Source organism: Rhizobium mongolense subsp. loessense (assembly GCF_900099775.1).
GTDB classification, from domain to species: Bacteria; Pseudomonadota; Alphaproteobacteria; order Rhizobiales; family Rhizobiaceae; genus Rhizobium; species Rhizobium loessense.
In genome coordinates this window covers 61245-85419 of record NZ_FMTM01000005.1, presented here as the reverse complement: position 1 = coordinate 85419, position 24175 = coordinate 61245, and the positions used below count along the sequence as shown (strand labels likewise).

At 58.2% G+C, this 24175-nt stretch carries 17 protein-coding genes and 1 pseudogene; 11 read left to right on the top strand and 7 right to left on the bottom strand.

Annotated elements, in window-relative coordinates:
- Positions 1-38: 38 nt before the first annotated feature.
- From BLP23_RS17785 to BLP23_RS17775, 3 genes are all read right to left on the bottom strand, one after another.
- On the bottom strand, positions 39-623 hold the full coding sequence (locus BLP23_RS17785) for a rhodanese-like domain-containing protein (RefSeq protein WP_208603167.1): 585 nt from the start codon (positions 621-623) through the stop codon (positions 39-41).
- An 11-nt stretch (positions 624-634) separates the two neighbouring features.
- Entirely contained in the window at positions 635-1411 is a 777-nt protein-coding gene (locus BLP23_RS17780) for a quinoprotein dehydrogenase-associated SoxYZ-like carrier (RefSeq protein ID WP_233426753.1), read from the bottom strand.
- A 68-nt stretch (positions 1412-1479) separates the two neighbouring features.
- Complete coding sequence (locus BLP23_RS17775; RefSeq protein ID WP_233426752.1) at positions 1480-2319, bottom strand: quinoprotein relay system zinc metallohydrolase 2; 840 nt, start codon at positions 2317-2319, stop codon at positions 1480-1482.
- A 415-nt stretch (positions 2320-2734) separates the two neighbouring features.
- Between BLP23_RS17775 and BLP23_RS17770 the strand changes: the two genes are divergently transcribed.
- The gene (locus BLP23_RS17770; RefSeq protein WP_376773795.1) at positions 2735-3199 is read left to right on the top strand and encodes a hypothetical protein; all 465 of its coding nucleotides are present in this window, start codon (positions 2735-2737) and stop codon (positions 3197-3199) included.
- A gap of 155 nt (positions 3200-3354) precedes the next feature.
- Here the strand turns inward: BLP23_RS17770 and BLP23_RS17765 are convergent, their stop codons facing one another.
- From BLP23_RS17765 to BLP23_RS17755, 3 genes are read right to left on the bottom strand one after another with little or no spacing between them, the layout of a single operon-like run.
- A complete protein-coding gene (locus tag BLP23_RS17765) occupies positions 3355-4290 on the bottom strand; it encodes a DUF2950 family protein (RefSeq protein ID WP_092586206.1) in 936 nt (311 codons plus the stop codon).
- A gap of 33 nt (positions 4291-4323) precedes the next feature.
- Positions 4324-5745: a DUF3300 domain-containing protein gene (locus BLP23_RS17760; protein WP_092586205.1), complete on the bottom strand. Its 1422-nt coding sequence runs from the start codon at positions 5743-5745 to the stop codon at positions 4324-4326.
- A 48-nt stretch (positions 5746-5793) separates the two neighbouring features.
- Complete coding sequence (locus BLP23_RS17755) at positions 5794-6108, bottom strand: hypothetical protein (protein ID WP_092586204.1); 315 nt, start codon at positions 6106-6108, stop codon at positions 5794-5796.
- A 321-nt stretch (positions 6109-6429) separates the two neighbouring features.
- On the opposite strand from BLP23_RS17755, the gene BLP23_RS17750 reads away from it, so the two are divergent.
- The 6 genes and pseudogenes from BLP23_RS17750 (at position 6430) to BLP23_RS17725 (ending at position 12707) form a co-directional block, all read left to right on the top strand.
- Positions 6430-6735, top strand: coding sequence for a DUF3302 domain-containing protein (locus BLP23_RS17750; protein WP_092586478.1), 306 nt, complete (start codon positions 6430-6432; stop codon positions 6733-6735).
- Between the two features lie 82 nt (positions 6736-6817).
- On the top strand, positions 6818-8503 hold the full coding sequence (locus tag BLP23_RS17745; RefSeq protein WP_092586203.1) for a SulP family inorganic anion transporter: 1686 nt from the start codon (positions 6818-6820) through the stop codon (positions 8501-8503).
- A gap of 34 nt (positions 8504-8537) precedes the next feature.
- Positions 8538-9374, top strand: a complete 837-nt coding sequence (gene ppk2 / locus BLP23_RS17740; RefSeq protein ID WP_092586477.1) for a polyphosphate kinase 2 — start codon at positions 8538-8540, stop codon at positions 9372-9374.
- Between the two features lie 616 nt (positions 9375-9990).
- Positions 9991-11772: a hypothetical protein gene (locus BLP23_RS17735; RefSeq protein WP_092586202.1), complete on the top strand. Its 1782-nt coding sequence runs from the start codon at positions 9991-9993 to the stop codon at positions 11770-11772.
- A gap of 307 nt (positions 11773-12079) precedes the next feature.
- Positions 12080-12193, top strand: a pseudogene (locus tag BLP23_RS17730) (helix-turn-helix domain-containing protein); the annotation flags it as partial.
- Positions 12194-12347: 154 nt separating this feature from the next.
- Positions 12348-12707: a hypothetical protein gene (locus BLP23_RS17725; protein ID WP_092586200.1), complete on the top strand. Its 360-nt coding sequence runs from the start codon at positions 12348-12350 to the stop codon at positions 12705-12707.
- Positions 12708-12929: 222 nt separating this feature from the next.
- Here BLP23_RS17725 and BLP23_RS17720 read toward each other — a convergent pair whose 3' ends face one another.
- The gene (locus tag BLP23_RS17720) at positions 12930-14870 is read right to left on the bottom strand and encodes an adenylate/guanylate cyclase domain-containing protein (RefSeq protein WP_092586199.1); all 1941 of its coding nucleotides are present in this window, start codon (positions 14868-14870) and stop codon (positions 12930-12932) included.
- A gap of 385 nt (positions 14871-15255) precedes the next feature.
- Here BLP23_RS17720 and BLP23_RS17715 point away from each other — a divergent pair, with 385 nt between their 5' ends.
- The 4 genes from BLP23_RS17715 (at position 15256) to BLP23_RS17700 (ending at position 24054) form a co-directional block, all read left to right on the top strand.
- Positions 15256-15924, top strand: a complete 669-nt coding sequence (locus BLP23_RS17715; protein WP_092586198.1) for a CBS domain-containing protein — start codon at positions 15256-15258, stop codon at positions 15922-15924.
- A gap of 421 nt (positions 15925-16345) precedes the next feature.
- Positions 16346-18811, top strand: coding sequence for a phosphoketolase family protein (locus BLP23_RS17710; RefSeq protein ID WP_092586197.1), 2466 nt, complete (start codon positions 16346-16348; stop codon positions 18809-18811).
- Positions 18812-18841: 30 nt separating this feature from the next.
- A complete protein-coding gene (locus tag BLP23_RS17705) occupies positions 18842-22729 on the top strand; it encodes a GH36-type glycosyl hydrolase domain-containing protein (RefSeq protein ID WP_092586196.1) in 3888 nt (1295 codons plus the stop codon).
- Positions 22730-22734: 5 nt separating this feature from the next.
- The gene (locus BLP23_RS17700) at positions 22735-24054 is read left to right on the top strand and encodes a glucoamylase family protein (protein ID WP_167363922.1); all 1320 of its coding nucleotides are present in this window, start codon (positions 22735-22737) and stop codon (positions 24052-24054) included.
- Positions 24055-24175 lie beyond the last annotated feature (121 nt).

The following is a 24175-nucleotide window of genomic DNA, read 5'->3' as shown; positions in this document are numbered from 1 at the left end:
GCGGGGATTAAAGGGCGTTTCGTATCGGCTCTCTTACGCTATTTCGCCGGTTCTGGGTGCCAAGCCTTATCGGGCTTGACTTCGACCGTGTCGTGGACCTCCTGCCAACTGTTGATGCCGCCTGGAAACCAATAAACGCTGGTAAAGCCCTTCATCACCAGCCGTTTGCCAGCGTTCCAACTACCCCAGCACTCGGGACGGCAGAAAGTGACGATGGGTTTTGAGCTGTCGCCCTGTGTCAGTTCCTCTACGCGACGAAAAAAAGCTTCCTCTTGCGTCGCCCCTAAAGCCGCTGTTCCGGCGCCCGGCAACCACACCGCGTCCGGGATAGAGCGATGGGTCGGCAGCCAAAGTCGATCCTTGGGAAAGTCCTCCGGTTTCTGATCGGCGGGGCCAACATCGAGAAGCACTGGATCTTTTGGCATCAGCGCCTCAAGGCCTGCCAGATCGATGACGATGGCACCTCTGAGCGTCGTCGGTGTCTGCCCCCGCATCGGGCCAGTCCACAAGCCGTTCGGCTCGCGCACTTCGGCCCAGGACCATTGCGTGCTGGCGGCGGTCAGAAATAAAGCAATCGCGAGTGAGGCGGCAGCCCTTAGCAAGGTTCCAATCAGCCTCGGCATGTCTGCACCTCTTAATTCGTGGCTGGAGGCACCTTGAAACTCTGTTCCCAACGCGCTCCCTTGGTGTCGGACGCGACCACGTTCATTGGCCCGTTGCCACGCGGCACAAAGTTGAAGCCGATTACGGGATTTGTAGACAGGGAAATATCGCCCACAATGTCCAGGACGGTCTGATCACCGTAGGAGACAGTCATCTTCTCGAGGTAACGCGCCGGCGTGTAAAGCCGGGTGAGCTGGTTCATCTGCATTCCGCTGAAGTTGGGGTGGCGGATCATCAGCGTTGCCTCGGCAGATTTTCCCTGCTGAATGCTCTCGGCGAACTTCATCCTCATTTCCCCCATCCCCTTCATCGCTTCCGCGTCGCTGGGGCCGGAAGGCGCCGAGCAGCCGCCCGATGCCTTCACAAAGGCGGCAGTCGAAAACAGCTTTCCGTCTTTCGTCTCGGCAACGGCGTGAACGTTTGTGTAGGTGTCGATCCGCACACGCAGCTGCAACGTGCCAGAGTCCGCGGCTGGCCCGAAGGTGACATGAGCGGCCAGCGGTGCTGGATTGTCATCGATAACAAGATAAACCGATTTGATTTTGTCTTTTTGGGGCATTGTCAGAGTGATAGGCACGAGCGCAGCATCCGTCGCGCGCTTTGGCGCATCAATCTTGATCAATGAATCGGTCGGGAGAACTTTCCGATCGTCAAAGAGGTAATCGGCAATCAGTTGCCAGCGCTCCTCCCGCTTGGCATCCGCCTGAGAGGAATCCGCAGCGGGAACCGGCCCGGCGCAGATCGCCATGATCAGAGCCGCCCCGAAGATCGGTCGCAATATCTCCATCATGTTCTCCTCCTTCTTTCAATGATATACTACTCCCATTCAAGCTCCTTGTAAGCTTGAATGACGTTGCGGCCGTTATAGTCATCGAACAGCGCCCAGCCTTCGGCCTCCCCGGCAGCGACCACTCGACCGGCCTTGTCTATCCCAACGCCCTCCGCAATCGCCTTGCGTGTTTCATCGCGTAGAACCGTAAGATAGCGCACCTGTTTTGCCATGGCCGGTCCGAAGTCGACTATCGCCGGCCCATGACCCGGGACTGCTCGAGCGGCACCAATGCCTTCGAGCCGCTTGGCTTCATTCAACCATCCGGGCAGGCTACCATCCAACGAGGGAACGCGATCGACGAAGAGCAGGTCTGCAGGAAACAGCGTTCCCGTGGATGTATCGAACATCGACAGGTCGCAATCGGTGTGCGCGGTATCATGCGCGGTTATCCGGACAATGCGATCGCCGAGATCAACTTCGGCCACATCTTCAATCTCCCGGGTAGGATAAACGATGCCGCCAACGCTCTCAGGTCCGAGAATCTCCACAAGACGTTCGTGGTAATAGCTACCCCGCGCATCGAGAGCTCGGCTCAGAGCGTGATGGCCGATAAATTCCGGCTGTTCTTCCGCAAAGGCCGAAGCGCCAAAGCAATGATCGGGGTGAACGTGGGATAGCACGACATGCCGGATCGGCTTGTTGGTGCGTTTCCTGATTTGTGAGCGAAGCCATTGCCCGTCTGCTAGACTGCCTCCTGGATCGATCACGAGCACGCTGTCGCGTCCGATGATGAAGCCTGTGTTTGCAATGCCTCCGTTGTTGGCCCGTGTGGCTTCCTCGTGCGGCGCCTCACGAATGAAGAGGCCACTCCCGATATCTTTCAACGAAATGGATTCAGTCGCAAATCCACGCGCCGGCAGACAGCACAGACAGAAACCAAGCGCCAATGCTTCACGTCGCGTGAAGCGAAGGCTGCCGGCGGACTGTCCGGCATAAGAGCCCCAAGTGAGCTTGTTTATTGACATGTTTAAGATTTAGCATGTTACACGCTGATCTCGTAGCTGCCCTCTCGATATTGCTTGTAAGCGTTGGTTGCGGGGGTCGATTTTACCGAGACTTGTATGTTGGGCGCGCCCTAGCCAGGTCGCGACTTGCCGCTTGGCTGTTAACCGGATCGCAACCGTGGGCAATCCGAAAGCCAGCCGTAACATACCGTATGCTACTCTGGTGCAGGCGTATTTTACTGCCTTAGCGTCTTCAATCGCCCTATCATCTCCTCAAACTTTGGAGGACATGGCGATGACTGCAAGTGAGACGACCCCTCAGTCGATGGCCAGTGCGGAGGAGCTGCGCAAACGGGCCCTAGAACTTCAGCTTCTGGAGATGGAGCGCGAAGACAAGATAAAGGCCCGCAAGGCGGAAAAACATGCAGAGTTCGTCGAAGATTTTTTCCAGAAGCACATCGGCGATGCGGAACGTGCGGTCATCAAGCGCGTGGTGATGAAAGCTGCCGCGGAAGGAAAATACGAGGCGATGATCTACAGCTTCCCGTCCAGTCTCTGCACCGACAGCGGTCGGGGCATCAACAACAACCTGCCCGGTTGGCAAAATACCCTGCAAGGCAAGGCAAAGGAGCTTTACGATCTCTTTCAAGAAAGAGCAAAGCCCCAGGGCTACGGCCTTAAAGCCGCCATCATCAATTTCCCGGGAGGGATTCCCGGCGACGTCGGCTTCTTCCTGACCTGGGAGCCGCCCGTCACATAACCCGAGCAGGCGGCTGCTCGGTGCTCGATTGGCCTTCGCATGGCGGGAGGATGATCGTTACGGGCGCCCAGCAATACTCCAATCGCGCGATGGTCGCACGTCGCCGTGCGACCGCGAGCGCTCGGTTCTGCCCCGAGCAGACGTATCTCGCAGAACTAGTCGCGGACGATCGTCCAGTTGGCGTCAGGATTGAAGTCTTTGATTGCCGCGGCCCGCTCTTCCGTCTTCGGCCCGAGGTCGAGTTGGTAGATGTCGCTCAACCCATTGACGATAAATGTCTGCACGCCGGTCACCCGATATTTGACTGGCCAGGCGAGCAACGCAAAGCCCGCTGTCATGTGACCGTTGACGACATAGCTTTGTTTGCCGCCGAGCACGTTATCTCCCTGTCCCGTCAGGATGCGATAGCGATATCCAAAGTAACCTTCGCCGCGCTTGGCTTTATCGAAGGCGGCGCTCTCGACCAGAGCGCTTGCCGGACTTTCTTCACCATACACGCTCGGATCCCAGTAGAGACCGTCCACCTTACCGGGACGACTGATCAGACGCTGGGCATATTCGTAAATGCCATCCCCATCGCGATCCTCAGACGCATATTCACGCTGGGCCGTGACATAGTTGTGCATGGTCTCGATCGTTGCGAGCTCATTCGCGCCGATGCGACGGTTGACGATTTCCTGTAGTCCGACCTCAGTATCGAATGCCCACTTGCCGTCCTCGTCCTGCGACAAAGGGAAGGGCAACGGCCACAAGACGTCTCCCACTTGAACGATCTGGCGATCTCCCAGAGCCTGAAGACGCAATTGCCGCGCAGCACCCTCGCGGATAAGACCATAGCTTGTCATGGCCTCGGTGCTGGACCGCAGCTTGGCAGAGTCCAGGCCAAGGAGATTTGCCAATCCGTCGAGATCGTCGGCGCTTAGTACGGTCTTGAACCGCTCAAGAGCCGCCGATGGATCGTCGAACGATGGCGGGGTTCCAGTCGCGAACTCCGAAAGGTCCGTTTGCATCTGGGCCGTGGTCGGGGCTGCGAAAGCAAGGGAGAGAGCCGTTCCAAGCAGCAGCGGGATCAATCTCAACTGTCGTCTCATGGTTTGTCTCCGGTGATCTGAAAAGCAGCGAAGCTACCGTCTACCGCCGCGACCGCCGCCGCCGCGACCGCCGCCGCGGCCGCCGCCGCCATGCATCCTCGGGGGCGGGCGATTTTGGGCAACGCGCGGCGGACCGCGATGCCCCCCTCCCATGCTCTGTCCTCCTCTCCTTGAAGCAACCGCTTCGCGGCGGCCGGACTGCACGTTGCCGAGGGCACTTTGCTGACGTGAACGATTGTCGGGCCGTGCTGCCATCTTCGGTGAGCTTGGCTTCTTCTTTGCTTTCGCAGCCGGCTTTGATGGACGGCTCGCTGCCGCGCCCGTCCGATCGGCCGCATTGCCTCGACGGGCTTCCGGCCGGGAGGCACCCGGTCGATTGGCGGCGACATTGCCCGGCTGCGATCTCGGACTTGCCTTCAAGCCCTCGACCGTGCCCTTGCGGATGTCCTCAGCCCGGGCGCCGATGTTTCTGGTGCCCGGCCCGATGTTACCTTGCCTGTCGCTGACCTTGTTCTTCAGCTGGTTGCGGCTGTCCGACTGCAGGCTGGACTTGATGGCCGAACGATCAAGGTTGGCGATCTGATCCTTTCCGATGCTTAGCTTGCTCCGGTCCACCTTGGTCCAGTCGATGTCGTTCCACTTGACCTTGCCGTTGAAGTCTCGATCGTTGAAGCAGTTGTTGCAGTCGATGTCGAAGTCGCCATCCCAATCGCCACCCCAGACACCCCAGTCGTCCCAGTTGACGATGGCCCCCCATGCGATCCCGGTGATCGCGCCGGCGAAGAATGCGGCGCCCGGGTAGTAGTAGCTATCGTAGGAATCGGGATAGTAGGAAATCGGCTCGACCGCGTAGCCTGGTTCATAGAACATTTCGGGTGGATATTGCGGGATGTAGACCTTCTCCGGATTGGTCGGCCGGATAACGATGTTTTCGTTCTCCGTCACCACGGTGATCTTGTCGTCTGTCTTAATAACATTTTTCGCCACCGCCTCGTCGCGAAGCTGCTGAATGGCGATCAGCACGTCCTTTTGCTGATTGGTAAGGGCTTCCGCCAGCGACTGCGTCCAGTCGAGGTCGTCGCTCATCATCTTGACGACGTCCGGGTAGTTCAGCAACGAGATGACGCTTCCGTCCCAATCATCCTTTGGCTTGAGATTGGCGTTCTTTTCTTTGGCCTCCAGGAAGCGGGCAGCCTCGACGATCTGTAGCGGAAACAGCGACGCCGCGGAGATCGCACCGACAAGTTCATCCGGATAAAGCGCGATGCGAGCCACAAGGACCTCAAGCTCGTCCTCCGAAAGCAGGCCGGTTTCCGTCTCGGCCGCGGCAATCTGCGCGGACGCGGGTCTGGGCGTAGGTGTTGGTGTCTGGGAGTAGGCCAGCGGGCACGGTTGCAATGAAGTGAGTGCGAGGGCCGACAGTCCGCCGAGCAGCCTGCGGTAAATTGCTTTCATCGCGCGTCGATCTCCTCTGAATCAAACCAATTTTTTATTATGCGCGCCTCACGAAGATCTTGGTCTGGTGTCCGGTGGCCGCCTGAACATCACGATTTTCGACTGGGCGAGCGCCTCTCCCATTTCGTTCAAAAGGGCATCGACTAGGGCAGCATATTCTTCTCGCCGTGCTTCACGCAGGCTGTCTGGTAGGCGTTCGACATGCGCCAAGGCCTCCGCTGCGGCAGTCAGATCCTCGCACATGCTTTGAAATGCCTCATTCAGATAGAAAAGCCGCTGCACCAGCCTCTTCTGGTCGGGGAAATGCGCCTCGGCCGTCTCAAGAGCGGACAAATGGGTCGAATTGCTTTCTGACGAGGTCATGCCACCTCCATCTTCAAAATGCGCTAAGCAGATGGGTGCATTATATAACGGCTGCCGAAGGCAGAGGCGTAACTTACGCGATCCTACGGCCGGTCCGCTTTGGACTTGAAAGACCGGTTCGGTCTTCCGCCGGCAGTTGCGCCATTCTCAAGCGCACAGCCGAATTGGCCGTTCGGGATCATCCTTCAGCAGCCATCCGCCTTCAATTGCATCGATAGAGGTTACGCGATGCTACGGGCGTTTGCGTCAAAGCGGGTCTACTATTTCAACATCGATAGCGATCGAACGGCTCGGCTTGGGCTAAGCCGAAATGGAGGAGCCGTGTTTCTCGACTATTTTGCTTTGGGGGTGCTGGTCTTCGTTGTCGCCACCTTGTTCTATGCGGTGATCGCAATTCACGACATTCCTCATCTGATCGCCATGGCGCGAAATCACCCTCAGGATGCAATAGGCGTTGCGACATGGGTGAGCCTTTTCACGCTCCATGCCATTTGGCCGTTGCTTTTTATCTGGGCAGCGATCTACCGCCGTCTACACCGAACACTGGCACCACGTCGCAATTCTCCGGAAGGCGCTTTTGCGCATGAGCAGCTGTATGAACTGCGCATTCCTCGAACACTGAAATGAGACGCCGGTCCCTTCGACCGTCGGCGAGTGCGGGCGCGATGGCGGGAACGAGGGGCCATGACAAAGCAATAAGGAGCAAGCGGTGATAGGCAGTCTTCCGTTGTTGCGGGGTTTGGCCGGTTTCAATCGAGATTGGCTCCGCAGTGATATTCCGGCCGGGCTGTCGATTGCTGCGGTCGGCTTGCCGAGCGCCATCGCCTATCCCGCGATTGCCGGTCTGCCGCCGGAAACCGGCATCTATGCAAGCATCGTGGCTCCGATCGCCTACGCGATCTTCGGTCCTTCCCGACTCCTGATCGTCGGTCCCGACGCCGCCACAATGACCGTGCTCGCTGCTGCGATGGGCATTATCATCGCTGCCGAGCCCGCCGCTGCCAGCGTCGATCGGGTTGCCATCGCGTCGGCCCTGGCCCTAGGCGTCGGTGTCTTCTGCATCGCCGCAAAGCTGCTGCGACTCGGCGTCCTGGCGAGCTTTCTATCCCGTCCCATCCTCGTTGGATTCTTCGCAGGTGTGTCGCTCTCCATCCTCGTCGGGCAGATTGGCCGCTTCACTGGGGTGAAGATCGAGTCGGATGGGTTGCTTCCCCCGCTCATCGAAATCCTCGGAAAGACCGTCTTCATCCACTGGCCGTCGCTCCTATTCGGCCTGTCGATGTTCGCGCTGCTTTGGATCATCAAGGCAACCAATCTTAAGGTCCCGGGCCCTGTTCTCGTCGTCGTGATCTCCGTCATTCTTTCGGCACTCTTCGACTTCCAGGGACGGGGCATTGCCGTCGTCGGTGACATCCCGAGCGGGTTGCCAACGTTTTCCTTGCCGGCATTTTACACGATGCCTTTGGACAAGATCGTTCTTGGATCGGCTGCCATCTTTCTCGTAAGCTTCGGCGCCGGCATCGTGAGCGCCCGAAGCTTTGGATCGCGCGCCGGTGAAGATGTTGATGCAAACCAGGAACTAATCGGTCTCGGCGCCGCCAACATTGCGCCGGGGCTCTTCGGCTCGTTTCCCGTTAGCATGTCGGATTCGAGAACCGCCATAAACCTGTCGACCGGCGGTATCTCTCAGGCTGCAGGGCTGGTTTCTGCGGCCACCCTCATTGCAGCGCTCGTTTTCCTTCAGAGCGCCCTGCGAATACTTCCGATACCCGCGCTCGCCGCCATCCTTGCTATGGCGGCCATCAGCCTCATCGACGTTCATGAACTCAGGAAGATCTGGCGCATCAGCCGCATGGAATTCGTCTTCGCGCTGATCGCCATGTGGGGCGCAATCAGCTTTGGCGTTCTCAACGGCGTGATTGTCGCAGTTGCCGCAACCCTCGTTTATCTGTTGCGCAAGACGATGTTTCCACGCGATGGCCTGCTTGGCCGCATCGAGGGACGGCACGGCTTCTTCGACCTCGCCCGCTTTCCGGAAGCTCGCCCAGTCGAGGGCGCGGCAGTCTTCGCGATCCACGGCGACGTCCTGTTCTACAGCGCCGATTATGTGCGCATGCGGCTGATGGCGGTTGCAAAGGAACTCGCTGCCGAAACGAAGTACTTTGTGCTGGATGCCAGTGCCATCACGCATATTGATAGCACCGGCGCGGTCGCATTCGACGCCGTGGCCGAAGCCCTTGCGAGGCGGAACATAACCTTTGCAATTGCCGACCTCGGCGAGGAAAGCCGCGGCATCCTCGAGCGCGCTGGCGTCGTCGAGACGATCGGCGCTCACAACCTTTTCAACGGCAGGGAAGAGGCGTTGCGAGCGCTCTTGAGCTCCCCAGGGCAGTGAATGCCGAAGTGACATGAAGATGATGGAGAAAGCGATGGACGAAGTATATGACCTGAACCAAGAGACGCCGACGGAACGCAAGGGAAAGCAAAAGAAAAAGAAGTCATGGGACTACAACAAGGAACTCAAGCGACTGCAGATCGAACTGGCGCATCTGCAAGCATGGGTGAAGAAATCGGGGGCCCGGATCGTCATCATCTTCGAGGGGCGGGATGCCGCCGGCAAGGGCGGCATTATCAAGAGGATGACGGAGAAGGTCAGTCCACGCGTTTTTCGTGTCGTCGCCTTGCCCGCTCCCAGCGATCGTGAAAAGTCGCAGATCTATATGCAGCGCTACATTGCGCACTTGCCTGCGGCGGGCGAGATCGTGATTTTCGACCGCAGCTGGTACAATCGTGCGGGCGTCGATCGTGTCATGGGCTTCTGCAGCGAGAAGAAGGCGCAGCGCTTTCTTGAATTGGCACCTCGTTTCGAGGCCGCAATCGTCGAAAGCGGCACTATCCTGCTGAAGTATTTCCTGACCGTTAGCGAGGAGGAACAGGAAGTCCGCTTCAAGCGCCGGATCGATGACCCGGTCAGGCAGTGGAAGCTCAGTCCCATGGATGTCGAGTCCTATCAGCGCTGGTGGGACTACACGCGTGCCTACGACGAGATGCTGCGAATGACGGACAGCAATCACGCGCCGTGGTGGATCGTACCTTCCGACGACAAGGAGCGCGCCCGGATAAACTGCATCTCGCATATCCTGCAGTCGATCCCCTACGAGCGCGTGAAGTTTGGGGCACCGGATCTCGGCAAACGGCAAAAGCGGCCGTCGGACTATATCGAGGATCGCAGTATCCGGCACGTCGTGCCCGACATGACGCTGTAAAAGGCGGGAACCGGGAATGCGGGGGAACGGGATGCGAAAATGGAGCAGGCAAGCGATACGACGACGCAGAGATCCGACGCCGGTCAGATTTCCATAGAGGCAAAAGTAAGCGATCTTGTCAGATCGGGCATTATCGGGCTTTTCGCCTATTGGACCCTGCTTCTTATCGCTCCTTTCGCGCGCTCATCGCCGTCTAGTCGGCCATCCTTGCGGTGGCCCTCTTGACGATGTTCGAGGCACTTTCAAGGGTTCTCGGAAACCCGCCAGCCATTGTCGCCATCGTCATTACTGTGGCCCGCCTCGTTCTCCTCATTCCATTGGTGCTTGTCGTCAGCAGTTTTGCCGATGTGATCCACTCGCTTGTCGATAAGTTGAGGGAGACAACTTTGCATTGCAATCCGCGCCGGAGACCGTGATGGGCAAGATGGGAGCGCGCAACCTTGGCAGACCTGTTGACGGGGTTGTGCAACCGCTCACAACGATCTCCGCCTTGGCCCGAACCCATGCTAACATATATTAGCCGTAGCTGTTGCAACCGTTCGTAGCTCTGAGATATGATGCGTTAGAAATGACTTAGATAAAAGGCGCTTTTACGTGACTTTGCCTGGGGGCGACCATGAGCAGCGCAAAAGTCAATCCTGTCACCAACCCTGCACCGACGGCTGAAGAAGTCTGCCGGCAACTCGAGCGGATCCTTTCAAGCGAGGAATTCCACCGGCCGAAACGGGGTCGAATGTTCCTGCAATTCATTATAAGCGAGACCCTGGCAGGGCGATCGGAGTTCTTGAAGGCCTTCACGATTGCAAATGAGGTCTTTGGTCGGGAGGCTTCATTCGACCCGCAGAATGATCCCGCCGTCCGGATCGAAGCCGGACGAATACGAAGGGCACTCGAGCGTTATTATCTCGTCGCCGGGCAGGCTGACGAGGTAATTATCACGGTGCCCAAAGGCGGATACGTGCCGCATTTCGAGTACGCTCATGGCGTGCGATTGCCGGCATCACCAGTACAAGGTCCCGATGTTGCGCAAGGCGTCGAACCCATCAGACATGAGCGTGAAGTTCGCGGCCCTCGTCGTTCGCAATTCCTGACGCCTCTAGTGCTCGGGACTGTTCTGGTGATCGTCGCAGCTTTTCTCTACATCGCTCTCGCGCCCCCATTTTCCGTATCGCGAGCCCCCGGGGCATCGCCAGCGGAAGAATCTCATCCTAGAGTTGTCGTAGGAGTTTTCTCGGACACTGGTGCCTCGCTTGCGATCTCAGACATCGCGCATGGCTTGAGGGATGAAATTATCAGTCAGCTCGCGAAGTTCGATGACATCGTCGTCGTCTCTGATCCATTGCCATTGAGAACCGATCATGCCGCCGCGGCCAGCTACACGCTGCAGGGTAATGTCCAACTCGATGGAGACCGGCTGCGTTCCGTCGCCCGACTAGTGCGTCAATCCGATGGCGCCGTGATCTGGGCCAACAACTATGATGCGAATCTTAAGGCTCAGAGCAAGCTTTCGATTCAGGCCGACGTCGGACAGCAGATCGCCAGCGCTGTCGCTGAACCATATGGCGCCATTTTCCAAACCGACACCGATACGATCGCTCGGCAGCCCCAGGACGGAGGTTGGGACGCCCATGTCTGTACCATGGCATATTACAGCTATCGCCAGTCGATGAACACTCAGAGTCACAACACGGCACGCGATTGCCTGGAACGAGCAACGCAGCGATTTCCGAAGAGCGCCACGTCCTGGGCGCTCCTGTCTCTGACCTATCTCGATGAGATGAGATTCCGCTATAAACTGGGCATATCGTCCACGGTCCAGCCGCTCGAACTCGCTGCCAGCGCCGCAGAGCGGGCGGCAGCCCTTGCCCCCAACAATGCACGCGTCCTCCAGGCTCTCATGTTGGTGAGTTTCTTCAACGATGAGATCGATAAAGCCTTGCAAGCCGGCGCGGCGGCCTATGCCACGAACCCCAACGACACAGAAGTCGCAGGTGAGTACGGCTTGCGGCTCGCAATGTCCGGAAGGTGGCAATCGGGCTGCGAGCTGGTTTCCAGCGCCGTCAACAAGAACGCCAGGCCTAAGGGATATTACGAAGTCGGCATGGCATTGTGCGCCCTCATGAGGAACGATATTCAGGCCGCAGAACTGTGGTCCCGCATGTCTGATTTGCAATATAATCCCATGCATCGCCTCGTGCTCCTTTCGATCCTTGGCGCGGCTGGGAAAACAGCCGAGGCCAAGCAGGAAAAGGTTTGGCTGGATGTCCACGCACCTGACATGATGAACAACATCCGCCGGGAGGTTTCCCTACGCCTGCAACGGCAGGAAGACCAGGAGAGGTTCTTTGGCGGACTGAGAGCCTTGGGTCTCGCCATTGAGCCCACGCGAGGAAAGTAAAGGTCGCCTGTATGCCGGGGCGGAATACTCCGATCAGGCGCTTGCAGCGCAGCTATCAGACAGGTTCCGCGCCGCTGATTTCGCGATCCGTCGGCATGTCGTTCGATTTGAGTGGCGACCTGCTCCACGACGTTAAAAAGGCCTGACCGCGCAAGCCCCGATCATACTCCCTCGCTCAAACAACCCTGCCATTGGAACCTTTTTATCAGGCACGCGTGCAAGATGAAGGAGCGTAGCCGCGACGACAATGCTTCCCTGCAGGTTGAAAGAGCGATCTACCTGACCGCTCGAAAGAACTGCTTGGACGATGTCACGCAGTGACATCACCGACTATCTTGGCCTCACAACCGAAACCGTCGTACGCTCCTTGACCAACTTATGCGAAAGACGCATCATTCGCCGTAACGGCAAACTGCAGTGATCGGTTCGATTGCTGGACCGGGACACGCTCATGGCCCTTACGAACTAGCGGTCGAAGCGGGCGAGATCTCGAATCTGGACGGCTTCCGCCAGACACATGGCCGTAGGCGCTTTTTTTGGAAATTTCATCTGGATCGCACACAGGGGATTTGATTATGACATACGCATCCCGCCGCGGGTCAAATGGATCGCTGAAATTGATCGTCGCAGTGGTCGCCGGCGCCAGCGCATGGCTTCCACTTTCTAACACCACCGAAGTTCGCGCCGAAGATAGTCCTTTCGCACAGTTTCCGCTGGTCATCCATTGTAAGTACAAGGACACCCATCACGCCTTCTACGTCTCGAGGATCTCGCCAGATGGTGTGGCAACCTATGTGGCGTCGGATCGAATCGCCGGTAACATCACATTGGACGGCCAGGCAAAAGCGACTGGTGGCGAGGAGGCCGGCAGTTGCGTAGGCAAGACACTTGAAGAACTCCGCGCATCTGGCCAAGCGTGGGACCTGAAGCGGTAGCGCAGCTCGGGACATCGAACATCCTGCTGCGAAGATGCTGTGCCCATCGACAGCATCACACGCAAGCGTAGCGCTTCTAGGCAGCACAGAAGGCATCTTTGTTTGAGCGAATTCAAGTTTCAGTTGTCCGGGCGGCATCAGCCGTCCGGATGATAAAAACAGTTCGCTGGTGCACAAGGGCCGGAAACCGGGTCGATGCGAGGAGCTGGATTGAGCAGGATCCTAAGCTCTAAGCTCGAAGAGTTCCGTCTGACCCGTTCGTCCTTTGACGCTGACCATTCCGACAGCAACGAGTTCAAACGTCTCGCCAACTGCATCGCGGACCGCGCCGCTGACGAGGATAGTGGTCCCATACTGCCGGTTGAGACCCTCGAGACGTGAAGCGATGTTTACGGTATCTCCGATGGCGGTATATTGCCGGCGTGTTTCTGCACCAACACTGCCTACCACGGCTTGGCCGGTGTGCAGGCCAAAGCGTGTGATGAGGACAGGCCGCCCGTCCGCAGCGTTTGCGGCGTTCATGGCGTCGATCGCAGCCTTCATCGCAAGCGCACAATAGCAAGCATTTTCGACATGATGGAGGTCGTGCAAGGGTGCGTTCCACATTGCAAGGACGCCATCCCCCAAATATTGCACGATCGTGCCGCCGTGACGCTCGACAATCTCGTTGAGGGCTTCAAAATAGCCCGAGAGCAGGGCCACGACCTCCTCAGGCGAGTTCTCTTCGGAAATGGTGGTGAAGTCGCGTATGTCTGTGAAGAGCACGGTAATGTCCTGCCGGACGGCAGCGCCAACGGCCGCTTGGCCCGCAATGACAATTCTGCGCACGAGTTCTCGGGGCACATAAAGCGAAAACGTCCAGATTGCATGGCGCGCAGAACTCAATGCCTTCGCAAGGGCGTTGACCTCCGAAATCCAGGAATGGGAAACCCCGCTTTCGCCGAATTCAAGCTTACCTATATGCGTTGCTTCGTCGGCGAGCAGATATAGCGATCGACTGACAAGCCGGGAGATGACGATTGCCGTTAGGATGCCTAAGGCAAGACAGGCAGCGGCGATCGCCAGATTGCGCTTCAGCCTCTCTTCGACCGGCCCGACAAGCTCTTCGAGCGGCGCCGCTATGACGACGGTATATACGCTGCTAAGATCGGCGACTGCTTCGCCAAAAACCTGTGCCAGGTAGTCACGTCCCTTTACCTGAAAATGGACAACTGCCCCTGACCCCGTATTGCCGCCTCCCGTGAGCAAATTCGTGACTGCCGGAAGTGCTGGATCTGCCTGCGCCAGCTCTGCTGTCGACACCTCTCGGCCGCGTCGAAGCCGACTCCTGACTTCACTCATGAGAGTCTTGTCGGAGTGGACGATCAAATCACCTTGTTGATCAAAGACATATCCACGGGCATGTTCAGAAAGGGCGCTCACGTCGATAATCTCTCCGAGCGTCACCAGCATCACGTCCGCGCCAATCACCACGCGATGGCTCGGTCCCGCAGGTGTCGCAATTGTCATGGTCAAGAAATGAGTCGATGCCGAGACGTAGGGTCCGACAGATACTGTTTCGCCCTCGCCAACCGCCGCCAGATACCAGGGGCGAATGCGTGGGTCGAAGATATCATCACGATCGGCGCGGCGAACCAGCAGACGCATTTCCATATCGTAGAAGGCCCAGGTAGTGCTGGGGGCACCATAGACCGTGCTGACGACCCGCATGGCGTATGCGGCCTCTGGTGGGGCTCTCAAGCTGGCGCGCGTTTCGGGATTGGACGCCACGTCGACAGCTTGAATGAAGCCGCCATCGGCATATCCTGCATATACACCGTCGACGCGAAAGGAAGACTGCAAGAGTTTTAATAAGAAGTTTTGCTTGGCTTGCACGTCATCGGGAGGTGCGGTCAGCATTTCGGGAACGGCCGACGCGGTCACTACCGCTGAGTATCCACCGTGGAAGACGTTGCGATAATCCTCGATCGCCCGTAGCCCAATCTGACGCATTTGGGCTTCGCCGGTCGACAGGGCCGCAAATTTTCCCTGCGTGTAAGTAATCCAGATGAGCGGAAGCGAGGTGCAAGCCAATAGCGCCAAGATTATGACGCTCAGATGCAACCGCAGCGGCACAGCCCAGGTGGCGGGGCTGCCTTTGACGATGCTCCATCGGGTCTGCATTGCAGGGCCTCTCGTGCTCAACCATACAATACCACTGCTATCGCGAATCGGAACTAGCATCGCTGCGAGCAAAGCTACGCAAGTTGGCCAGTGAGCGGCGACGGTTATAGACGGTTTCATCCTGCTTCGGCGGGGACGGAGAACCGTCCGGGTCACTACTGGCTGTTTCGAAAGGAAGGGCTCTCGCCTCCTGCCTAATATCGCTTAGTGCAAGGCTTATTGCGCGATTGCTGCGACGCGGTCTTGGAGTGCGGTGAAGATTCAGGTGGACGTGGACGGAGCCTAGCGCCCTGGCTCTGCGAGGCAGGTGAACCAGTTGTCGAAGGCTCGCAACAGGTTTATTTTGTCTCCTCTTCGGTGCCCACGGGGGGAAGGTGGTGCGGAGATGCTGGTTAAAGACGTAATGATCACGAAGGTTGTCGGAGTGTCGCCGGACAACAGTGTTCGGCGAGCCGCCGAGATCATGCTCGCCAATCACGTCAGTGGTGTTCCAGTTATTGACGATGCCGGTCAGCTCGTCGGGATCATCAGCGAGGGCGACCTGTTACGGAGAACGGAGTTGGGCCGGGGAGCCATTGACGAGCTTGGGGACCAGGCTTTTTCCGCCGAGGAGAGAGCCAAGGCCTACGTTAAAAGCAATGCTTGGCGGGTGGCCGACGTCATGAGCCGTAACCCTATCGTCGTTGAAGAAGATGCGTCTCTGGTGAGCGTCTCTGCGTTGATGCAAGAGCATGGCGTCAAGCGCATTCCGGTTATGAAAGGGGGCGCGTTGATCGGCATCGTCAGTCGTGCGGACCTTTTGAAAGCAATTGTTACGGCGCACCACGATGAAACGGCGCCGGGTGACGACGCCATCCGTCGCAGCATATCGATCCGCCTCAGCGAAAATACAGGCCTTGAAGGAAAAGACATGACCGTGACCGTCATCGACGGTGTCGCTCACCTATGGGGAAACGTTGATACGGCAGAGTGCAGGAAGGCAGCGCGTGTAGCGGCCGAGAGCGTCCGCGGCGTGAGAGGAGTGGTTGAGCATTTTCCCGAGGACAGCCCGTGACAGGCAGAATGGGATCTGCGACACCAGTTTCCGATATAGCTCCGTCTCGAATAACATCTCCGTTGCTTTCGATTTTAACTGTGCTTCGGACGCTTTTTGTGCGAATATTAGATCATTCGCATATTGCTGGCTTGGCACGAAGAATGGACTGACGGCAGGGCTATACATACTTGAATCAGAAGTATGGATGACGGTTCACCGGCCTTGAATGCGGGGCCGGCAAGCGTCTTAAGCTGAATGAGCTGCATGCGATAGGCCATCGGGGTCAATACCGATCGTATTGCAGACTGTGCCCCTGCCCCTAGCATCCCTCCGCCAAGCCGGGCAACGCTCGTACAAACAGCGGGCACCTAGCAAATTCGACGATTCTCACCTTGGAAGATCTTACCGCAGCAATCTTGGCTCAGAGGAGGAGGCACCCATGGTTTCGCTTAAGACGGCAGGAGTTGTAAAGGTCGCCAGAAACGAGAAAATGGCAACGGGCGGCCCCCTTTCGGCGAAAGAATTGCAGTCGATGGACGCCTATTGGCGCGCGTCGAACTATCTGTCCGTTGGGCAGATCTATCTTCTCGACAATCCACTTCTGAAAGAACCGCTAAAGCGCGAGCACATAAAGCCAAGACTGTTAGGTCACTGGGGCACGTCGCCAGGTTTGAACATGCTCTACGCCCACCTCAATCGCGTCATCAAACGCGACGATCTCAACATGATCTACGTCATCGGGCCGGGACATGGCGGACCATCGTTGGTGGCACACGCCTACCTCGAAGGCACCTACAGCGAGGTTTATCCCAATATTGGCCAAGACGTGGAGGGCATGAGGAGGCTTTTCAAGCAGTTCAGCTTCCCAGGCGGCATCCCGAGCCACGTTGCTCCGGAAACACCCGGCAGCATCCATGAGGGGGGCGAACTTGGCTACGCCCTCAGCCACGCCTACGGGGCTGCGTTCGACAACCCGGATCTGATTGTCGCCTGCATTGTCGGCGACGGAGAAGCCGAAACGGGGCCGCTTGCGACAGGCTGGCAAAGCAACAAGTTCCTTAATCCTGCACGCGACGGCTGTGTGCTACCTATCCTACACTTAAACGGCTACAAGATCGCTAATCCGTGCTTCCTAGCCCGCATTCCCCGCGACGAGCTGCGAAAATTTTTCGAAGGCATGGGCTACACGCCGTATTTCGTCGAGGGTGATGACCCCACGAAGGTGCACCAACAATTGGCCGGCGCCCTTGATACTGCAATGGCGGATATCCAGGAAATCTGGGCAGATGCCCGCGACCGAGGCAATGTGAAACGTCCCATGTGGCCGATGATCGTTTTCCGCACACCCAAGGGCTGGACCTGCCCGCCTAAGATAGACGGCAAGAAGTCCGAGGGCTATTGGCGGTCGCACCAGGTGCCGATGGGCGACATGGACAAGGCGGAGCACATCCGTATTCTCGAAGGATGGATGAAGAGCTACCGCCCCGAAGAACTGTTTGACGACGGTGGCCGGTTCAAACCGGAGCTGGCAGCGCTTGCTCCTACAGGGCACCGCCGAATGAGCGACAACCCGCATGCCAACGGCGGCTTGCTGCTGCGGGACCTCAAGATGCCCGATTTCCGGGATTACGCGGTCTCCGTGCCGAGCCCTGGGGCAACCATTGCCGAGTCTGCGCGGACGATGGGCGCGTTTCTTCGTGATATCATGAAGATGAACATGGAGAGCAAGAACTTCCGCCTGTTCAGTCCTGATGAAAACAACTCGAATCGCTGGCAGGATGTGCTGGAAGTCACCAACCGCTGCTACATGGCGGACATCTATCCGGATGATGATCATCTGGCGCCGGACGGTCGGGTGATGGAGGTGCTTAGCGAGCATCAATGCCAGGGTTGGCTGGAAGGCTACCTCGTAACCGGCCGGCATGGCTTCTTTTCCTGCTACGAAGCCTTCATCCACATCATCGACTCGATGTTCAACCAGCACGCCAAATGGCTGAAGGTATGCAACCACATTCCATGGCGGCGACCGATCGCCTCGCTTAACTATTTCCTGAGCTCCCATGTCTGGCGGCAAGACCACAATGGCTTCAGTCATCAAGATCCGGGATTCATCGATCACGTAGTCAACAAAAAGGCAGACGTCGTCCGGATATATCTGCCACCGGATGCCAATACACTTCTCTCGGTAACCGATCACTGCCTGCGCAGCCGCAACTACGTCAACGTCGTAGTCGCCGGCAAGCAGCCTGCCCCGCAGTGGCTCACGATGGATCAGGCCATCAAGCATTGCAACGAGGGCCTTGGTATCTGGGAATGGGCGAGCAACGACAAGGGCACCGAACCTGACGTCGTGATGGCATGTTGCGGCGACGTTCCAACGCTCGAGACACTTGCTGCAGTCGAGCTCATACGGGAGCATCTGCCGGAGCTGAAAGTCCGCGTCATCAATGTGGTAAACCTGATGAAGCTCCAACCGCCATCCGAGCATCCGCACGGGCTGCCGGATCGCGATTTTGATGCCCTCTTTACCAAGAACAAACCGATCATCTTCGCTTTCCATGGCTATCCATGGCTTATCCACCGGCTCACCTACCGCCGCACCAACCACGGCAATCTGCACGTCCGCGGCTACAAGGAAGAGGGAACGACGACGACGCCGTTCGATATGGTAGTTCTGAATGATATGGACCGCTTCCATCTGGTCGAGGACGTAATCGACCGGCTGCCGCAACTCGGCGCACGTGCGGCCTATTTCAAGCAGGCAATTCACGAAAAGCTGGTCGAACACAGGCAATATATCGAGAAGTACGGCGACGACATGCCCGCAATAAGCGGCTGGAAATGGGGCTCGAAAGGCAAGTCAGGAGTCCGCCATAAAACCTCGACTGAAGGGGACAATGCTTGAGCAACGGCATCCAACCTAACGGAGGTTCCAGTGGCAGCGAGAGCGACCGAGGCAGCACGACAAAATAGCGTCGCGGAGTTGGCGTATCCGGGCTCCGCGGTCGCGTTGCTTTCCAACGATCGGTACAGTGTTCTCGTCACAGCCGCCGGGGCGGGTTACGGAACGTGGCAGGGCCTCGACATTACACGATGGCGCGAGGACAGCAGCCGTGACTGCTGGGGCCAATTTTGTTACGTTCGGGATCTAACCGGGAACGACCTCTGGTCCATCGGAAAGCAGCCATTATTTCGGCCTTCAAATGTCTACGAGCACGCCTTTCACGGCGACAGGGCCGAATTCCGCTGTCATGCGGGTGACATCGAAATCGTCTGGAAAATCTGTGTGGCGCCCGATGTGGACGCGGAAGTGCGTATGCTCACGGTCACGAACAATGGCGCGCGGGAGCGAACCCTCGAACTGACAAGCTATGCCGAAGTCTGCCTGAACAATCGTCGTGCGGACATGGCGCATCCGGGTTTTGCCAAACTTTTTGTCGAAACACGGTATGACGGGGCGTCAGGCGCCTTATTTGCGCGCCGCAGGCCCCGTGCCGCTGGGGAAAAGGCCACTTGGGCAGTTCACGTTTCCTCATCGAACCTGCCGCCTTCCCAAGAGGTCCAATATGAAACTGATCGGTTGAGATTTCTTGGCCGGGGCCGAACGACAGAAAGCCCCGTGATATTCGACACGGGTGGGCCGCTTTCCGGGACGACCGGCCCGGTCCTCGACCCGATTTTCTGTTTGCGACGGACAGTTCATCTCTCCCCAGGCGGCGAAGCGCGCGTCGCCTTTGTTACAGGCGCTGCGGACGACCAGTCAGCCGTGCAGCTCATCGCCGAAAGATACGCCAAGATCGACGCGGCCGAACGAGCGTTCTCCGAGGCATCGGATAAGTATCAAAGCGAGCTTCAGACGTTGAGCCTTACCCCTGATGACGTCTCGCTGTTCAATCGTCTGGCCGGGAGTGTCGTATTTGCGAACCCGGCCCTGCGGCAAGTGACTGCGCTGCAGAGCGATCGATTGGATCGGGCGGCTTTGTGGGCGCATGGTATCTCCGGCGATCTACCGATCGTGCTGGTTCGCGCGAATGGCGACAGGGATCATGCCCTCGTTCGTCAGGTGATGATGGGCCACGATTTCGCTCGTCGGAAAGGCTTGAGATTTGACCTCGTCCTTTTTGACGAGGGCGGTGCAGCCAGCGCCAAGCGACTCGTCGAAAAGCTGCAATCCGGCCCGCAGGCCGAAGTGATTGGTAAGCCCGGCGGAATCTTTGTCCTTTCCGAGCCCGATACCGAAAGCGATACCTTGAGAACCATCGCCGCGGCGGCGCGCATAGTCCTGCTGGGAAGCGCCGGCGAGCTTGTCGATCAGCTCAACCGGCCCTTTCCGGTCCCGTCAATTCCTTCTTTTGCCGCACGGGTAAGCGATCAACCCAAAGCTTCCCGTCCTGACCCGGTCGAGGATTTGCAGCACTGGAACGAATTCGGAGGCTTCACGCCTGACGGAAGCGAGTATGTCGTGCTCGTGGACGCGATCAGACCACAGGCCCCTGCCCTGCCGCCGGCGCCTTGGACCAACGTGATCGCAAACCCTGATTTTGGCTGCCTTACGACTGAAGCCGGTCTGGGCTACACCTGGTCGGAGAACAGCCAGATGAACCGGCTCACGCCGTGGTCGAACGATCCGGTTACGGATGCGCCGGGCGAGGTCCTCTATTTGCGAGACGAAGAAACCGGAGATGTCTGGACGCCGACGCCGCTGCCTCTCGGTCCCGGTGCAGTCGTGACCGTTCGTCACGGCCAAGGTTACAGCCGGTTTGCAAGCCACAGCCGTCATCTCAATCAAGAGCTGACGGTATCGGTCCCGCCTAATGATCCGGTCAAGATCATGCATCTCAGGCTTAGCAACGACGACACCCGAGCTCGGCACGTGACCGCAACCTATTTCGCCGAGTGGGTGCTTGGGACCCACCGCGAAGAGACAGCAACACGGATCGTCTGCGAGCGGGATGCCAGATCGGGTGCGATCACGGCCAAGAACCCCTGGGCCGGAGATTTTGCCGGGAAGCTGGCTTTTGCAGCCGCCAGTCAGCCGACGAGGTCGGCAACCTCCGACCGCACGGAGTTTCTGGGCAAATACGGTTCCGTTTTTCGGCCGGCAGCGTTGGGACGAACCAATCTGGCAGAACGTTTTGGGCCGTTGCTGGATCCCTGCGCCGCGCTGATGGTGGATATCTCCGTGCCCCCCGGCGAAAGCAGAGAGATTGTCTTTGTACTTGGAGAGGCTGCCGGCCTCGATGAAGTCAGCAGGCTCGTTCACGAGTATGCCGACCTCGAACGCGCAGCCGCAAGCCTGTCGGCGGTCTCCCACCAGTGGGACAACATTCTGAACTCGATCCAGGTCTCGACGCCGGACGCAGGCTTGAACTTGATGATGAATCGCTGGTTGCTGTACCAGGTCCTGGCATGCCGCGTCTGGGCGCGCACCTCCAATTATCAGTCGGGCGGTGCTTACGGTTTCAGGGATCAGCTTCAGGACGTAATGGCGCTGGTATATAGTACACCGAACGAGACCCGCTCCCACATCCTGCGATCGGCAGCACGCCAATTTGAGGAGGGGGACGTCCAGCATTGGTGGCATCCTCCATCCGGCATCGGCGTGCGTACCCGGATCACCGACGACTTGTATTTCCTGCCCCTTGTCGTTCACCACTACGTGTCCACGACAGGCGACGTTCAGCTGCTTGACGAGATGGTGCCATACATCACGTCGCCGCTGCTGAACGACGACCAGGAGGAAGACTTCAACCAGCCGGCGACCAGCAAGCAGTCCGGCACCATCTACGAGCACTGCGTCCGTGCGCTGGAGCATGGTTACCGTTTGGGCAGTCACGGTCTTCCCCTGATGGGAACAGGCGACTGGAACGACGGCATGAACAAGGTCGGTGCGGAAGGCAGGGGAGAGAGCGTCTGGAACGGCTGGTTCTTTCTCACGGTCCTCAAATCATTTGCCACGATTTCAGCGTCACGGGGAGATCAAAGCCGTGCCGCCTGGTGCCGCGAACGGGCCGAAGCCCTGCGCACAGCCCTTGAAGCCAACGCCTGGGACGGTGGCTGGTATCGCCGCGCCTATTTTGACGATGGCACGCCGCTCGGGTCGTCCCTGAACGACGAATGCCAGATCGACGCCATCCCGCAGGCCTGGGCTGTCATTTCGGGCGAAGCCGATGCTGGACGAACTTCAAAAGCGATGCGTGAGGTCTACGATCGGCTGGTACGCCAAGAGGACGGGCTGATCAAACTCTTCGACCCGCCTTTTGACGATGGCTTGCTGCAGCCGGGCTACATCAAGGGCTATGTCCCCGGCATCCGTGAAAATGGCGGCCAATACACGCATGCGGCAACTTGGGTTGTCTGGGCAACGGCTTTGCAGGGCGACGGCGATCTCTCCTTAAAGCTTTGGAACCTGATCAATCCGATTTGTCATAGCGTAACCAGAGATCAGGTCGAACGCTACAAAGTGGAACCATATGCGGTCAGCGCCGATATCTATGGCGCGCCCCCACACACCGGGCGCGGTGGATGGACCTGGTACACCGGATCGGCCAGTTGGTTCTACCGCGTCGCGCTCGAGGCGATCCTCGGCTTTCGCCAGCAAGGGCCGTCTCTGCGGTTCGAGCCGTGCGTTCCGGCGGGCTGGCCGGCCTATGAAATCGCATACCAATATGGATCAGCGACCTATCGCATCCAATTCGACAACGCGAAGGGCATCGGCCGAGGCGTGCACTCCGTCACGCTGGACGGTGAACCAGTCGCGAACGAAACCGTTCCGCTTGTGGAAGACGGACGTCTGCATGACGTCCACATTATAATTGGTTAGCGGCCATGCCCGAAACGCTCTCGACGGACGCTGATCTCGACCGCATGCCAACGGACCAGGACCTCGCTCGCCTGCAATTTACGACACTGTTGTACTATCTCCAATGCACGAACCCGGACAACGGCCTGGTGCGTGACAAGACAGAACCGAACGCCCCGGCAAGCATCGCGGCAATTGGTATGGCGTTGGCGACCATCCCCGTAGTTGTAGAACGCGGCGTCCTTATCCGCCAATTTGCGGCCAAGATAACCCGTAAGCGGTTGAGATACCTGATGGCATGCCCGCAGGGGCCGGAGCTGGATTCATCGGGGTACATGGGCTTTTTCTATCATTTTCTGGACATCGAAACGGGCCGCCGGGCCTGGCAATGCGAACTGTCCACCATCGATTCGGCTTTCCTGTTCGCTGGCGCCCTGACCGCCGCGACCTATTTTGATGGCGATACGGCCGATGAGGCAGAAATCCGCCAGCTTGCGACGGCGCTTTACGAGCGAGCCGACTGGATGTGGGCTTGCGATGGCGGCCCCACTTTGACGCATGGCTGGCACCCGGAAAGCGGGTTTATTCCCTATCGTTGGCGTGGTTACGATGAGGGTCTGCTGCTGTACATTCTCGGGTTGGGATCGCCAACCCATCCATTGCCACGGGAGAGTTACGCCGCCTACACCGCGAGCTATGAATGGAGAAACATCTTTGGCCGCGAATTGCTTTATTCGGGGCCGCTTTTTACCCACCAGCTGTCGCACATGTGGGTGGACTTTCGAGGCATTCGTGACGAGTTCATGCGCCAGCACCACAGCGACTATTTTGAAAACAGCCGGCAGGCATCGTTCGTGCAGCAGGAATATGCAATTCGCAACCCAATGGGTTTTGCGGGTTACGGGGAATATTGTTGGGGGTTTACCGCCTGTGACGGACCAGGTTGGGGTAAGCGGGCGATCAATGGCGTCGACCGGGAGTTCTTCGACTACATCGCCCGCGGCGCACCCTTCGGACCTGATGATGGCACCGTCGCGCCATGGGTCGTTGTCGCATCGCTGCCGTTCGCGCCAGAGATCGTCGTGCCGACTGTTCGCAACTTTGCGCGAATGAAGCTTGGCATGACGCGGCTTTACGGTTTCAAACCGTCGTTCAACCAGACCTATGCCGTGGAAAACAGTCCGACCGGATGGTGGGTCAGTCCCTATCACTTCGGCGTTGATCAAGGCCCGGTCGTGCTGATGATCGAAAACTACCGAACCGGTTTGCTCTGGAACATCATGCGTCGATGCAAGCCTCTGGTGATCGGATTGCGACGTGCAGGATTTTCAGGGGGGTGGCTTTAGATTGGATGCCGCTTGGCTTCTATCTCTCACGCCCGCGGATGCCGACTCCCGACATCGCTGTCAATTGGTATCTGCCGGGAATGCGAAGGCGAGGCGGATGTTTCAACTTGGCGCCTGTGAG

Excerpts from the sequence above, each read along its gene's own strand:
- BLP23_RS17785 (WP_208603167.1), bottom strand. The coding sequence starts at position 623 with ATGCCGAGGCTGATTGGAACCTTGCTAAGGGCTGCCGCCTCACTCGCG.
- BLP23_RS17780 (WP_233426753.1), bottom strand. The coding sequence starts at position 1,411 with ATGGCGATCTGCGCCGGGCCGGTTCCCGCTGCGGATTCCTCTCAGGCG.
- BLP23_RS17770 (WP_376773795.1), top strand. The coding sequence starts at position 2,735 with ATGACTGCAAGTGAGACGACCCCTCAGTCGATGGCCAGTGCGGAGGAG.
- BLP23_RS17765 (WP_092586206.1), bottom strand. The coding sequence starts at position 4,290 with ATGAGACGACAGTTGAGATTGATCCCGCTGCTGCTTGGAACGGCTCTC.
- BLP23_RS17760 (WP_092586205.1), bottom strand. The coding sequence starts at position 5,745 with ATGAAAGCAATTTACCGCAGGCTGCTCGGCGGACTGTCGGCCCTCGCA.
- BLP23_RS17755 (WP_092586204.1), bottom strand. The coding sequence starts at position 6,108 with ATGACCTCGTCAGAAAGCAATTCGACCCATTTGTCCGCTCTTGAGACG.
- ppk2 (WP_092586477.1), top strand. The coding sequence starts at position 8,538 with ATGGACGAAGTATATGACCTGAACCAAGAGACGCCGACGGAACGCAAG.
- BLP23_RS17735 (WP_092586202.1), top strand. The coding sequence starts at position 9,991 with ATGAGCAGCGCAAAAGTCAATCCTGTCACCAACCCTGCACCGACGGCT.
- BLP23_RS17725 (WP_092586200.1), top strand. The coding sequence starts at position 12,348 with ATGACATACGCATCCCGCCGCGGGTCAAATGGATCGCTGAAATTGATC.
- BLP23_RS17720 (WP_092586199.1), bottom strand. The coding sequence starts at position 14,870 with ATGCAGACCCGATGGAGCATCGTCAAAGGCAGCCCCGCCACCTGGGCT.
- BLP23_RS17715 (WP_092586198.1), top strand. The coding sequence starts at position 15,256 with ATGCTGGTTAAAGACGTAATGATCACGAAGGTTGTCGGAGTGTCGCCG.
- BLP23_RS17710 (WP_092586197.1), top strand. The coding sequence starts at position 16,346 with ATGGTTTCGCTTAAGACGGCAGGAGTTGTAAAGGTCGCCAGAAACGAG.
- BLP23_RS17700 (WP_167363922.1), top strand. The coding sequence starts at position 22,735 with ATGCCCGAAACGCTCTCGACGGACGCTGATCTCGACCGCATGCCAACG.